11 protein-coding genes are annotated in these 12,716 nt (G+C 55.3%); 9 read left to right on the top strand and 2 right to left on the bottom strand.

Translation table 11 applies throughout. From position 1 onward, the window contains the following. Positions 1–24 precede the first annotated feature (24 nt). Together dnaN and dnaA are read right to left on the bottom strand one after the other, a co-directional pair. Positions 25–1,131 carry a DNA polymerase III subunit beta gene (gene dnaN / locus ACJJIB_RS01405; RefSeq protein ID WP_252083962.1) on the bottom strand — a complete coding sequence of 369 codons (1,107 nt, stop codon included), beginning with the start codon at positions 1,129–1,131 and terminating at the stop codon, positions 25–27. A 32-nt stretch (positions 1,132–1,163) separates the two neighbouring features. Then, positions 1,164–2,870 carry a chromosomal replication initiator protein DnaA gene (gene dnaA, locus ACJJIB_RS01400; RefSeq protein ID WP_444887619.1) on the bottom strand — a complete coding sequence of 569 codons (1,707 nt, stop codon included), beginning with the start codon at positions 2,868–2,870 and terminating at the stop codon, positions 1,164–1,166. 507 nt (positions 2,871–3,377) lie between these two features. On the opposite strand from dnaA, the gene rpmH reads away from it, so the two are divergent. The 9 genes from rpmH (at position 3,378) to ACJJIB_RS01355 (ending at position 12,632) form a co-directional block, all read left to right on the top strand. After that, positions 3,378–3,512 carry a 50S ribosomal protein L34 gene (gene rpmH / locus ACJJIB_RS01395; protein ID WP_020413885.1) on the top strand — a complete coding sequence of 45 codons (135 nt, stop codon included), beginning with the start codon at positions 3,378–3,380 and terminating at the stop codon, positions 3,510–3,512. Between the two features lie 27 nt (positions 3,513–3,539). Then, positions 3,540–3,926 carry a ribonuclease P protein component gene (gene rnpA / locus ACJJIB_RS01390; protein WP_020413886.1) on the top strand — a complete coding sequence of 129 codons (387 nt, stop codon included), beginning with the start codon at positions 3,540–3,542 and terminating at the stop codon, positions 3,924–3,926. Beyond that, complete coding sequence (yidD, locus tag ACJJIB_RS01385; RefSeq protein ID WP_083922742.1) at positions 3,923–4,156, top strand: membrane protein insertion efficiency factor YidD; 234 nt, start codon at positions 3,923–3,925, stop codon at positions 4,154–4,156. The genes rnpA and yidD overlap by 4 nt, the downstream gene beginning before the upstream one ends. An 8-nt stretch (positions 4,157–4,164) precedes the next feature. Beyond that, the gene (gene yidC, locus ACJJIB_RS01380) at positions 4,165–5,832 is read left to right on the top strand and encodes a membrane protein insertase YidC (RefSeq protein ID WP_444883253.1); all 1,668 of its coding nucleotides are present in this window, start codon (positions 4,165–4,167) and stop codon (positions 5,830–5,832) included. A gap of 75 nt (positions 5,833–5,907) precedes the next feature. After that, complete coding sequence (gene mnmE / locus ACJJIB_RS01375; protein ID WP_444887618.1) at positions 5,908–7,284, top strand: tRNA uridine-5-carboxymethylaminomethyl(34) synthesis GTPase MnmE; 1,377 nt, start codon at positions 5,908–5,910, stop codon at positions 7,282–7,284. 892 nt (positions 7,285–8,176) lie between these two features. Further along, complete coding sequence (gene mnmG, locus ACJJIB_RS01370) at positions 8,177–10,066, top strand: tRNA uridine-5-carboxymethylaminomethyl(34) synthesis enzyme MnmG (RefSeq protein ID WP_444887617.1); 1,890 nt, start codon at positions 8,177–8,179, stop codon at positions 10,064–10,066. A gap of 85 nt (positions 10,067–10,151) precedes the next feature. Beyond that, positions 10,152–10,781 (top strand): 16S rRNA (guanine(527)-N(7))-methyltransferase RsmG, encoded by a 630-nt coding sequence (gene rsmG / locus ACJJIB_RS01365; RefSeq protein WP_444887616.1) that lies wholly within the window; start codon positions 10,152–10,154, stop codon positions 10,779–10,781. 126 nt (positions 10,782–10,907) lie between these two features. Beyond that, entirely contained in the window at positions 10,908–11,717 is an 810-nt protein-coding gene (locus tag ACJJIB_RS01360; RefSeq protein WP_444887615.1) for a ParA family protein, read from the top strand. A gap of 12 nt (positions 11,718–11,729) precedes the next feature. Beyond that, a complete protein-coding gene (locus tag ACJJIB_RS01355; RefSeq protein WP_444887614.1) occupies positions 11,730–12,632 on the top strand; it encodes a ParB/RepB/Spo0J family partition protein in 903 nt (300 codons plus the stop codon). Positions 12,633–12,716 lie beyond the last annotated feature (84 nt).

The raw sequence follows: 12,716 nt of genomic DNA, 5'->3' as shown, positions 1-12,716 counted from the left end.
AGCCAAATGCTTACTAACCAGGGCTTACAGACGCATCGGCATAATCACGTAGAGGGCATCTCCGTCCTCAGGTTGCTGCAGTAAAGCACTGCTGTTGGCATCCGCCAGACTAATGCGAATCTGGTCGCTGTGAATAGCACCAGTAACATCGAGCAAATAGGAAACGTTAAAGCCTATTTCCATGGGCTCCCCCACGTAATCCACCATCATTTGCTCTTCGGCCTCCTCCTGTTCGGGGTTATTGGCCACAATCTGCAGCAAACCCTCGGAGACCTGCAAACGTACCCCACGATATTTTTCATTGGAAAGAATCGCTGCTCGGGAGAAAGCCTGACGCAGGCCCTGACGGTCGGCATAGACCACGTTGCCGGCACCACGTGGCAGAACGCGCTCATAATCCGGGAACTTGCCATCCACCAGCTTAGAGGTAAAGGTGAACTGGCCACTCATCACACGGATATGGTTGTTGCCCAATACTACCTGCGCCTGCACGTCGCTATCTTCCAGCAAACGCCCCAATTCCAACACGCCCTTGCGCGGTACAATCGCCTGAATGGGTGCCGATACATTCAAGCCCGGAGCATCGCGGTCGCACAAAGCCAGGCGGTGACCATCAGTGGCGACTGCGCGCAGCTGCTGTGGGCGGCATTCCAGCAGCAGGCCATTCAGGTAGTAGCGCACGTCCTGCTGGGCCATGGCAAAGCTGGTTGCCTCAATCAGACGGCGAATCTCGCGTTGAGAAATATCGAATCGAGTCTGGGCACTGGCTTCCTCCTGATTGGGGAAGTCCGCTGCGGGTAAAGTGGATAACTGAAAACGGCTGCGGCCACTGCGCAATACCAGGCGCTCGCCATCGCGCTCAAATTTTAATTCAGCGCCATCCGGTAATGAGCGACAGATATCCAGCAGCTTGCGTGCTGGAACAGTTACTTCACCTTCCATTTCCACGCCATCCACCGGCAAGCGGCCGACAATTTCCACTTCGAGATCAGTACCAGTCAGGGACAACTCCTGACCTTGTAATTGCATCAATACATTGGCCAGGACCGGCAGGGTCTGGCGTTTCTCAACGACACCGGCTACCAGTTGTAGGGGCTTCAGCAGGGCGTCCCGGCTCACATTGAATTTCATCGGTAGTTTCGCCTTGTTTGTCAGTTATTCGATTAAGTGGTCAACGACCGTGTCAGTAACTTTACGTCCTCGCGGATATCCGCATCAGACTCCTGCAATTCGCGAATTTTGCGGCAGGCATGCAAGACCGTAGTGTGGTCACGCCCGCCAAAGGCATCGCCAATCTCTGGCAAACTGTGGTTGGTCAACTCTTTAGCCAGAGACATAGCCACCTGACGCGGACGCGCGACAGAGCGGCTGCGGCGCTTGGACAACAGGTCAGCCACCTTGATCTTGTAGTATTCGGCCACCACGCGTTGAATATTGTCCACACTCACCAAACGATCCTGCAAGGCGAGTAGATCCTTGAGGGCCTCGCGCACCAATACATCGTCAATGGCACGGCCGGTAAATTGGGAGTTGGCTATCACACGGCGCAGGGCGCCTTCTAGCTCCCGTACATTGGAGCGGATACGCTGCGCGATAAAGAAAGCGGAATCGTGGGGTAACTCTACACCGAACTGCTCCGCTTTCTTCATTAATATGGCTACCCGCGTCTCCAGTTCAGGCGGTTCCACAGCCACGGTCAGGCCCCAACCAAAGCGGGACTTGAGACGTTCTTCAAGGCCGTCGATCTCCTTGGGATAGCGGTCGCAGGTGAGGATAATCTGTTGGCCACCCTCGAGAAGCGCATTAAAGGTATGGAAAAACTCCTCCTGAGAGCGCTCCTTACCAGCAAAGAACTGAATATCGTCAATCAGCAGCGCATCCACAGAGCGGTAATAGCGCTTGAAATCGCTGATGGCGTTGAGCTGTAGAGCCTTCACCATATCCGCGACAAAACGTTCAGAGTGCAGGTAGACCACTTTGGCATTGGGATTGCGCTCTAACAACGCATTGCCCACTGCATGCATAAGGTGCGTTTTACCCAGGCCCACACCACCATAAATAAAGAGCGGGTTATAGGCTCCACCAGGGTTGTCGGAGATTTGCTGCGCAGCAGCCAAGCCCAATTGGTTGGATTTGCCTTCAACAAAAGATTTAAAAGTGAAGTTTCGATTGAGGGAGCTGCCGTGCTTAATGGCACCCTCAACCTCAACCTGCCGCGCGGGTTGTTCCGGGATAGAACGCACCATGTCGTTCATTACCGCAGGACGAATATCGGATACCGCCTGCTCCCCCTTGCTGACCTGTCTGGAGTTGGTCTCCTCTTCCAGTATTGAATGAGGATTTACACCAGGGCCACCACCAAAGCCGCCACCATTCAGCGGCTGATTGGAAACAGGAGCCTGTGGCTCCGCATGGCTCATAAACCCCTGAGAGACAGAGGGAGAAACCACACCAGGAGTTGTGGAAAAATCCACCGAACCCGGTGAAACAGAAGGTGCTGGAGAAGTTGTAGGTGCTATCGGCGGCGGCATAGCACTGGCAACCGGAGCCGTAGGGGGCACGGGAGCCGGTACAGGAGCCGCTTCCATTGCTGCGCGACTACGCTGAAAACGCGCGGGGCGACGAGCGGTGATCTCCAGCCCTACTTGAAGTGGCTGTCCAGGAGAGAACTGGTGGACCAGCTCGCGGATACGATGAAGGAATTTACCGCCAACCCAGTCCAGTACAAAGCGATTTGGTGCAACCAGTCGCAACTCGCCCTCTGCACACGCGGGATTGACGCGCAGCGGTCTGATCCAGGTATTGAACTGCTGAGATGGCAGCTCATCCTGCAAACAGCTCGCGCACTGCTTCCAAACGGATTCAGTCAAGAAACCCCCCAAAACCCCAAAATGGTAAGACCACGGAGACAACGGCATGAAAGGACTGGAGTGCCCTAGCCGTCAAATAAGATCGGCGCAGTATACCTTTCCATCGATGGGTTATCCACAAGAAAGCGTGGCGCTGTTGAAAAAATTGCGCAAAAATGTCCATGCAATCAGGTATTTGCGTAACAATTAGACAATTGAAGCCTACGCCTTTTGAACTTTATCCACAGTCGCCTGTGTATATCTTGGGGTCAATCGGTGGGCATCACGAAATACATCAGGTAGCTCAAGGGCTTGTCTGGTAGCCGTTATTTGGCATCAGTGATTTAGTGGTAAACAAGCCGAATATCTCCCGTCTGTGCGTTGCTTTCACTGTTGCCTTTCTATACAATCCGCGGCCTTCGCAGCGCGTAGCTCCGTCTGCGCCGGCTCTGTGCCGGACCGGAGCCCAGGCCGCGGCCGGGGATGGTCCCGAGAAATCTTGAACACAAAGTCTCAGGTAGCAAGACTATGAAACGCACATTTCAACCCAGCAACTTGAAGCGCAAACGCACTCACGGTTTCCGCGCTCGTATGGCAACCAAAAACGGCCGTAAAATCCTGGCCCGCCGCCGCGCTAAAGGCCGCAAAGTACTGTCTGCATAATATCTCTTCTTTTTAGAGATTCTCCCTATGCAGCAGGTGCGCAGCAGCTTTGGATTTGCCAAGACTCTGCGCCTGCTTAATGCGGCGCAGTATCGCAAGGTTTTCAATGAAAACGTTGTGCGCGCCGCGCATCCCCACCTCCTGATCCTCGCATGCCCCAGTGATTCTGAGCATCCGCGCCTCGGCTTGGTAATTGCCAAGAAGCATGTGCGCAACGCCTCTGACCGCAATCGAATCAAGCGAATTACCCGAGAAACCTTCCGCTTGCAGCAACACCAGTTGCCGCCGCTGGATGCTGTAGTATTGGCTCGCCCGGGGGTTGCAGATCTGGATAAGGCCGCACTGGCGAAGACACTAAACAAGCTCTGGCGCAAGCTGGCCAAGCGCGCGCAACAGCCACAATCGAAGTCATGAAGTGGCTACTGATCAAGCTGATACACGTCTACCGCTATCTGGCCAGCCCATGGGTAGGTAACCAGTGCCGCTTTTACCCAACCTGCTCGCGATACTCCGAAGAGGCGATTGAAACTCACGGAGCCTTAAAGGGGGGTTATTTAACTGCGCGCCGCCTTATAAAATGCCACCCCTGGCACCCTGGTGGACTGGACCCGGTTCCCCCCACCAAACACAAGAACACGCTCTAGGTATTAAGATGGATTGGCAACGCTATACGCTGCTAGGTGGAATTCTCGCGGTTCTCCTCGCACTTATCTTCCAGTGGAATGCATTTCAAGAGCAGCACACTCCTGAACTCGACCGCGAAACCATAGTTCACAACGATATACAGAGCGGCAGCCAAATCCCGGCGCAGACCAGCGAAAACGGCAATGGCGATGTCCCCCAACTGGAGTCCCAAGCGCCAGCAGAGACAGGCACCGATAGCGGCCAACGCACGCTCATCAATGTCACCACCGACGTCTTTGATCTGCTCATTGATCCTCGTGGCGGTGATATCGTAAAAGTGGCCCTGCGACAGTTCCAGGAAAAGCTGGATACGCCTGACCAGCCCTTAATCCTGTTAAACCAGACCCGCTATCACACCTATATCGCCCAGAGTGGTCTGATCGGTAACAACGGCACCGATAGCGCCGCTGGCCGCCCCCTGTTTAAGGTTGAAAAGACCAACTACGCCATGGTCGAAGGGCAGGATCAGCTGATTGTGGACCTGACCCTGCAGCAAGAAGGTGCAAATATCACCAAACGCTACACCTTCAAGCGTGGTGACTACCTCGTTCAGGTGGCCTACCTGGTGGATAACACCAGCTCCAAGCCCTGGTCCGCCGCCATGTTTGGCCAGATCAAGCGCGATGCCAGTGAGCCGGTTACCGATACCGGTTTTGGTATGTCACCCTTCCTCGGTGCCGCTCTTCACACCAACGAAGAAAATTACTTCAAGCAGGATTTTGAGGAAATCGCCGAGAAACCCACCCGCACCACAGTGGAAGGCGGCTGGGTAGCCATGGTGCAGCACTATTTCCTTAGCGCCTGGATTCCCCCACAGGATGAACGCAACACTTTTGAGCTGCGCGAATTGTCCAACGGACTATTCCGTATGGGCTTCACCGCCCAGCCGGTACAAATCCCCGCCGCGACTCAGGGCGAGCTGAGCGCTTCCTTCTATGCCGGCCCCAAGGATGTCTACCGCCTGGAGGAGATCTCGCCCTATCTTGACCTGACCGTGGATTACGGCTGGCTGTGGTGGATTGCCAAGCCGCTGTTCCGCGTACTGCACTTTATCCAGGAGCATATTGTCAGCAACTGGGGCTGGGCGATTATCTTGCTCACCGTCTTTATCAAGACACTGCTGCTGCCGCTGTCCGCCGCAGGCACCAAGTCTATGGCGCGCATGCGCAAGTTTGCTCCACAGATGAAAAAACTGCAGGAGCAGTACAAGGACAATCGTCAGAAGTTGGCGGAAGAGACCATGAAGCTCTACCGCCGCGAGAAGATCAATCCCATGGGGGGCTGCCTGCCGATCCTACTGCAGATGCCGGTGTTTATCGCCCTCTACTGGATGCTCACCGAAACCGTAGAGCTGCGCCACGCGCCCTGGATCTTCTGGATTCACGACCTGTCGGCAAAGGACCCTTATTTCATCCTGCCAGTACTGATGGGCCTGTCCATGTGGTTTATGCAGAAGCTAAACCCGGCCCCCACCGACCCGACCCAGGCCCGTATCATGCAGTTGATGCCGGTGATGATGACGGTGTTCTTCCTGTGGTTCCCGGCTGGCCTGGTCCTGTACTGGATCGCAAACAACCTGATCACCATCGGTCAAACCTGGTATATCAACAAGCAGGTGGATGCCGGAAAATACTGATCAAGTATCCACAGATCACAAACAACAAGGGCCGCAACTGCGGCCCTTTTCCGTTATGTCGAGTACACTCAGCCGATGACACAACAAAGCCTTAATCGTGACACCATCGCCGCCGTCGCCACCGCACCAGGGCGCGGTGGTATCGGTGTAATCCGCCTCTCTGGCCCCAAAGCCCTGTCCATTGCCCAGCAAATCTGCGGGGATAAACCGCTCAAAGCGCGCTATGCCCATTACCGAAATTTTTTCCACAGTGAGCAACTGATCGACCAGGGACTCGCCCTATTCTTCCCAGGCCCCAACTCATTTACCGGAGAAGACGTGGTGGAACTGCAGGGCCACGGTGGCCCGGTCATTCTCGATCAACTGCTGAAGGCAACGATCGAACTGGGAGCCCGCCAGGCACGTCCCGGGGAGTTTTCTGAACGCGCCTTCCTCAACGACAAAATGGATCTCACCCAAGCCGAAGCGATCGCCGATCTGATTGATGCCGGTAGTGCCCAAGCGGCACGCAACGCCATGCGTTCACTACAGGGCGCATTTTCCGACAAGATCGAAGACCTTGTGGAAAGCCTTACCCACCTGCGTATCTATGTGGAAGCCGCCATCGATTTTCCCGAAGAGGAGATCGACTTTCTCGCCGATGGCAAGGTGGCTGCGGATATCCAGGCCCTACTGGCACAAATGGCTGGTGTGGAAGCTCAGGCGCGCCAGGGCGCCATTATGCGCGAGGGTATGCGGGTGGCCATTGCCGGGCGCCCCAATGCCGGCAAGTCGAGTCTGCTCAATGCCCTCGCGGGTCGCAATACCGCCATCGTCACCGATATCGCCGGCACCACCCGCGATATCTTGCGGGAAGATATCCACATTGACGGCATGCCCCTGCAGTTCGCCGATACCGCCGGCCTGCGGGATGCGCCAGATAAAGTAGAGCGAATAGGCATCGAGCGCGCCTGGGAGGAGATTCACCAGGCGGATCGCGTGCTCCTGGTAATGGATGCAGAGCAACTTCACTCACTGGACCCGGCAGAGGCCTGGCCGGAATTTACCAACCAGCTTCAGGACTTAGACAAGCTCACACTGGTACTGAACAAAATTGATCTCAGCGATTACAGTGCCGGCCTCCAAGCTCACACTGAAGGAGTGCCGGTTATAGCCATCAGCGCCAAGACCGGTGCGGGCCTCGAAGCACTGAAGGAGCATTTGAAACAGTCTATCGGCTTCAGTGGTGCTGCCGAAGGCACTTTTAGTGCGCGTAGACGCCATTTAGAGGCTCTTGAGCGCGCCCGCGCCTTTATTGAGCAAGGTTCCCAGCAGCTCCACAGCCATGGTGCCGGTGAATTACTCGCGGAAGACTTGCGTCAGGCCCAGCAGGCGTTGGGGGAAATCACTGGTGCAATGAGTGCGGACGAGCTGCTCGGGAAAATTTTCGGCAGCTTTTGTATCGGAAAATAAGAAGGTGAGGAGTTCCACGCACTTATCCAATTGGGGGCGCTAGCTAATAGCGTCCTCTTCTCTTCCCTATAGTACCTCCCCACTCTCCTTCTTCTTATTTTCCTTCTGGCACAAGTTCCACACCTCTTGCTCACAGGAAGAGCCCAGATCTATCCTAGGTTGTTAAAAAAGTTCTATTTAATCCCCAGCTTTCCCGCATATTTTCCACGAAATAGGTGAGAAATAAGCTTGAGATAGCTGTTTAAATGGCTCTTAGGGGAAAGAAGTTATACATGTCCACGGGGATTTCCCGTGGATAAGCTTATTGGCAGTTATCTCACCATTAACCCACACCCATTCAATGGGTATATGCACAGATTTATACATTGCCTTCGACTACTCACAGGTATCCCCCAGAAAGTCTGGGTAAAGCACCACAGACACTAGTCAAAAAAAACTGACTGTGGGCAAAAGAGGGGATAAGCACCTGCAAAATAGAATAATCGTATGATGATAACTTCCTAATAAGAGTAGATAGGGCAAAGTTGTCCCAAGTTTTCACAGCCTCATACCCCGGTTACCCCTGTGTCCACCAAGGGTTTGTCGGCAGGGTTTTCATCTTTATAACTTATTGTTTTTAAAGGTTTTTTTTTGCTTATACCGAGTTGCGGCAGGTCTAATAAAAACAATAAATATAAAAAAATACTCTTTAAGATATACATATATTCATTAGTAAGAGTATTTAAGAAAGCAAGACAGAGTTTTGAAATTCATCCGATCAGAAGTTGATATTCAAGAAGGAGACAGAAAGACAAAGGCAGAGCTTTTCTAAACGGCTTGAATAAAGCCAATTGCTGAGGACACTTACTGACTATAAAATGTGCGCCCCAAGTTGTAACCAGTAGCAGCCATTATGGAATTCCCTAAGACCTATGATGTGATCGTGATCGGCGGAGGCCATGCAGGTACCGAAGCCTCACTGGCAGCGGCACGTATGGGCGCTTCCACTCTGCTACTGACTCACAATATCGAGACCCTCGGGCAAATGTCCTGCAACCCGGCCATTGGCGGTATTGGCAAGAGTCATCTCGTGAAGGAGGTCGATGCCCTCGGTGGCGCTATGGCAACGGCAACAGACCTGGGCGGAATTCAGTTCCGGGTCCTCAATGCCCGCAAAGGTCCCGCAGTAAGAGCAACGCGTGCCCAGGCCGATAGAGCCCTGTATCGCGCCGCTATCCGTTCGATCCTGGAAGCACAGGAAAGCCTGGAGATCTTCCAACAAGCGGCAGATGACCTGATTGTCGAAGGTGAACGCGTTGTGGGCGTTGTCACCAACGCAGGAGTGCGCTTTCGAGCCAAGACAGTGGTACTGACCGCCGGGACTTTCCTCGGTGGGCGTATCCACATCGGCTTGGATAACCATGCCGGCGGCCGCGCTGGAGATCCGCCCTCGATCGCCCTGGCGGATCGTTTGCGCGAACTGCCTTTCCGCGTCGATCGCCTCAAAACCGGCACCCCTCCCCGTATTGATGCCCGCTCAGTAGATTTCAGTGAGTTGGAGGAGCAGTGGGGAGATAGCCCCACACCGGTGATGTCCTATTTGGGCAGCCGCGATCAGCACCCGCGCCAGGTCTGCTGCTGGATTACCCACACCAATGCCCGCACCCATGAAATTATCCAGGGCGGGCTCGATCGCTCGCCCATGTACTCCGGCGTGATAGAGGGGATTGGTCCGCGCTACTGTCCCTCCATCGAGGACAAGGTGCACCGCTTTGCGGACAAAGATAGCCACCAGGTGTTTATCGAGCCGGAAGGGTTGACCACCAACGAGCTGTACCCCAATGGTATTTCCACCAGTCTGCCCTTCGACGTACAGATTAAGCTGGTGCATTCCATCAAGGGCTTTGAAAATGCGCATATCACCCGCCCGGGCTATGCGATTGAGTACGATTTCTTCGACCCGCGCGACCTTTTGCCGTCCCTGCAAACCAAATTTATCCAGGGGCTCTATTTTGCCGGCCAGATCAATGGCACCACCGGCTACGAAGAAGCGGCCGCCCAGGGACTCCTGGCTGGCGCCAACGCCGCCCTGCAGGCCCAAGAGCGCGAAGCCTGGTCCCCGCGTCGGGATGAAGCCTACCTGGGCGTGCTTGTGGATGATTTGATTACCAGTGGCACCAAAGAGCCCTACCGCATGTTTACCAGCCGTGCGGAATATCGCTTGCTGCTCCGTGAGGACAATGCTGACCTGCGCCTGACCGAAAAAGGTCGCGAATTGGGCCTGGTCGACGATACCCGCTGGGCAGCGTTCAGTGAAAAGCGCGAGGCGATCGCTCAGGAAACCCAGCGACTGCAAGAGACCTGGGTGCACCCAAAGACACCCCAGGCCGCCTCCGTAGAAACCAAACTGCCGCAGCCATTGGCGCGGGAATATAGCCTGATGGACCTGCTGCGCCGTCCGGAACTGGGCTATCAGGATGTGGCGGGCCTCAAAGGGGAAGCGGTAACCGACGAGCAGGTTGCCGAACAGGTGGAAATCTCGGCCAAATACGCCGGCTATATCGATCGCCAGCGCGAGGAAATTGAGCGCTTGCAGGCCTACGAAGATACCCCTATCCCGGCGGACTTCGACTACAGCGATATTTCCGGTCTGTCCAATGAGGTCAAGCAAAAGCTGGGAGAGACCCGCCCAGATACCCTGGCGCGGGCCTCGCGGATACCGGGCGTGACGCCCGCATCCATATCCCTGCTGCTGATCCAGTTGAAAAAGCGCGGGCTGCTGAAGCGCAAAAAAGCGGTATAAATCGGTTTTCCACAGGGTATCCCGCGAGGCCCTGCGGGGTTTGAGTTTCGCGGGACTACTGGGGGATAGACCCATTTCTCACTCAATGGAACAGTTTCGTCCGCGCCTGTTAGAGGCGGCGGCACAGATGTCGGTGGCACTCAGTGACCGGCAGCAGGATCAGCTACTGGAATACCTGGCGCTTTTTGCCCGCTGGAACAGTGCCTACAACCTGTCCGCCATACGCGACCCGGAGCAGATGCTGGAGCGCCATATTATCGACAGCCTCAGTGTGGTAAATCTCTGTGGCGAAGGCTCTTTGATCGATGTGGGTAGCGGTGGCGGCCTGCCAGGGATTCCTCTGGCAATTGTGCATCCGGAGCGCGCCATCACCCTGCTCGACAGCAATGGCAAGAAGACCCGCTTCCTGTTCCAAGTGGCCAGCACCCTGCCCCTGCCCAATATCACGGTAGTCAATGAGCGGGTAGAAGCCTTTGTGCCAGAACAGCCTTTTGCCGGTGTGGTGTCCCGCGCCTTCGCTTCCATCGAGGATATGGTCAATGGCAGTGAGCATATGTTGGCACCCAAGGGTTGTTTTTATGCCATGAAAGGCAAGCTGCCTGAGGATGAGTTGAGCGCTCTGCCAAAAGGCATTAAGGTCGAACAGGTGCACCGTTTGTCGGTGCCCGGCTGCGACGGTGAGCGACATATGATTCAGCTCTGTCGCACAGAATAAGATGATAGTTTGGTGGGCCTGTCGCCCGCCCAATCCTGCTCCCCTTTCGTGGGACACAATAGCCGCTGCCCGAAGCTGAGTCAGCGTTGGGGCAAACGCACCCGGAAACAACAAAGGACAAGAATCTTGAGCAAGATATTTGCTGTGGCCAACCAGAAAGGCGGGGTTGGTAAGACCACTACCTGCGTCAACCTGGCCGCATCTTTGGTTGCCAACAAGCGGCGCGTATTGCTGATCGACCTGGACCCCCAGGGCAATGCCACCATGGGTAGTGGTGTGGATAAAAGCGACCTGGAGGTGTCCGGTTACGATGTGCTGGCCGCTGAATTACCCGTAGAGCAAGCCATTGTATCCACAGAAAGCGGTTTTGATTTGATCCCTGGCAACGGTGACTTGTCTGCGGCAGAGGTGGAGTTGCTGAATTTGGAGGGGCGCGAATCTCGTCTGAGCCGCGCTCTGGCAACGGTGAGCAATCGTTACGATTACGTGATTATCGACTGCCCGCCGTCGCTAAATATGCTGACGGTAAACGCACTCTGTGCAGCTCACGGCGTGTTGATTCCCATGCAGTGCGAATATTATGCCCTGGAGGGACTGTCAGCCTTGGTGGATACGATCACCCAGATCCAGCAGACCGCTAATCCGGATCTGAAAATCGAAGGCATCTTGCGTACCATGTACGATCCGCGCAACAGTCTTACCAGCGAAGTGTCGGCGCAGTTGCAGGAGTATTTTGGCGATAGCCTGTATCGAACTTGTATTCCGCGCAATGTGCGCTTGGCGGAAGCGCCCAGTTTTGGCAAACCGGCGTTGGATTACGATCGCCACTCCAAGGGCGCTATCGCCTACCTGGCATTGGCTTGTGAAATCAATCGCCGCCATCCCGCCAATCAATCTACTAAAAAGAAAAACCGCCCTATGGCGGAAGCGGTATAAGGGGTAATAACTATGGCCGCCAAACGCAAAGGACTGGGCCGGGGTTTATCCCACCTGATCAGCAATAAAAACAGCACCGCGATCGCCGAGGCTACCGGTGAAGCTGAAACCGAAACTGCCGTGGTCGACGGTGAGTTGAAAGAATTGCCGATCGAGTTTTTGCAGCGCGGTCGCTACCAGCCGCGCCGGGATTTTCCACAGGAGTCCCTGCAGGAACTGGCGGACTCGATTCGCGCCCAGGGTATTATGCAGCCGATCGTCGTACGTGGTATCGGCGAGCAAAGCTACGAGATTATTGCCGGTGAGCGGCGTTGGCGTGCCGCCCAACTGGCGGGATTGGAGAAAGTGCCGGCGCTGGTGCGCAGCGTTTCCGATGAAGCCGCCATCGCCATGGCATTGATCGAGAATATCCAGCGTGAAGATCTGAATCCGGTCGAAGAGGCTGTGGCCCTTAAGCGACTGCAGGATGAATTCAAGCTGACTCAGCAGGAAGTGGCCGATGCGGTGGGTAAATCCCGAACTGCCGTGACCAACTTACTGCGCTTATTGAGCCTCAGTGAAGAGGTGCGCACTTTCCTTGAGCGCGGTGACCTGGAGCTGGGCCACGCCAAGGCGCTGCTCGGTCTCTCCGGTGCCACCCAGCGTTCCGCCGCACGTCAGGTTGTCGAGCGCAGCCTCACCGTGCGCCAGACGGAAGCGCTGGTGCGTCGCCTGCAACAGCCGGCCACGCCGAAGCAGGAAAAGCCCAAGCCCGACCCCAATATCCGCCGCCTTACCGAGCGTCTGGCGGAAAAGGTCGGAGTGCCCGTTTCTATCGATCACAACGAAAAGGGCAATGGTCGCCTGGTGCTGAAATTTACCACCCTGGAAGAGCTGGACGGAATCCTTGCCCACCTCGGTTACGCCGAGGATTAAAGCCGTGGCGAAATGCGCGTCCTAGTGGCGCGCGCAATAACTGTTGGCAATTACTCACTGCGCCGAGTAATTCCGCGCAAAACC

The sequence above is a fragment of the Microbulbifer mixtoriginis (SeqCode) genome, from assembly GCF_052467705.1.
The sequence above is the reverse complement of the archived record's forward strand: the minus strand, read 5'-3'. Positions and strand labels throughout refer to the sequence as shown.

What these genes read in the sequence shown, in the direction of transcription:
- yidD (WP_083922742.1), top strand. Translation starts at nt 3,923, where the DNA reads ATGAAGTGGCTACTGATCAAGCTGATACACGTCTACCGCTATCTGGCC.
- ACJJIB_RS01355 (WP_444887614.1), top strand. Translation starts at nt 11,730, where the DNA reads ATGGCCGCCAAACGCAAAGGACTGGGCCGGGGTTTATCCCACCTGATC.
- mnmG (WP_444887617.1), top strand. Translation starts at nt 8,177, where the DNA reads ATGGAATTCCCTAAGACCTATGATGTGATCGTGATCGGCGGAGGCCAT.
- rsmG (WP_444887616.1), top strand. Translation starts at nt 10,152, where the DNA reads ATGGAACAGTTTCGTCCGCGCCTGTTAGAGGCGGCGGCACAGATGTCG.
- rnpA (WP_020413886.1), top strand. Translation starts at nt 3,540, where the DNA reads ATGCAGCAGGTGCGCAGCAGCTTTGGATTTGCCAAGACTCTGCGCCTG.
- rpmH (WP_020413885.1), top strand. Translation starts at nt 3,378, where the DNA reads ATGAAACGCACATTTCAACCCAGCAACTTGAAGCGCAAACGCACTCAC.
- mnmE (WP_444887618.1), top strand. Translation starts at nt 5,908, where the DNA reads ATGACACAACAAAGCCTTAATCGTGACACCATCGCCGCCGTCGCCACC.
- yidC (WP_444883253.1), top strand. Translation starts at nt 4,165, where the DNA reads ATGGATTGGCAACGCTATACGCTGCTAGGTGGAATTCTCGCGGTTCTC.
- dnaN (WP_252083962.1), bottom strand. Translation starts at nt 1,131, where the DNA reads ATGAAATTCAATGTGAGCCGGGACGCCCTGCTGAAGCCCCTACAACTG.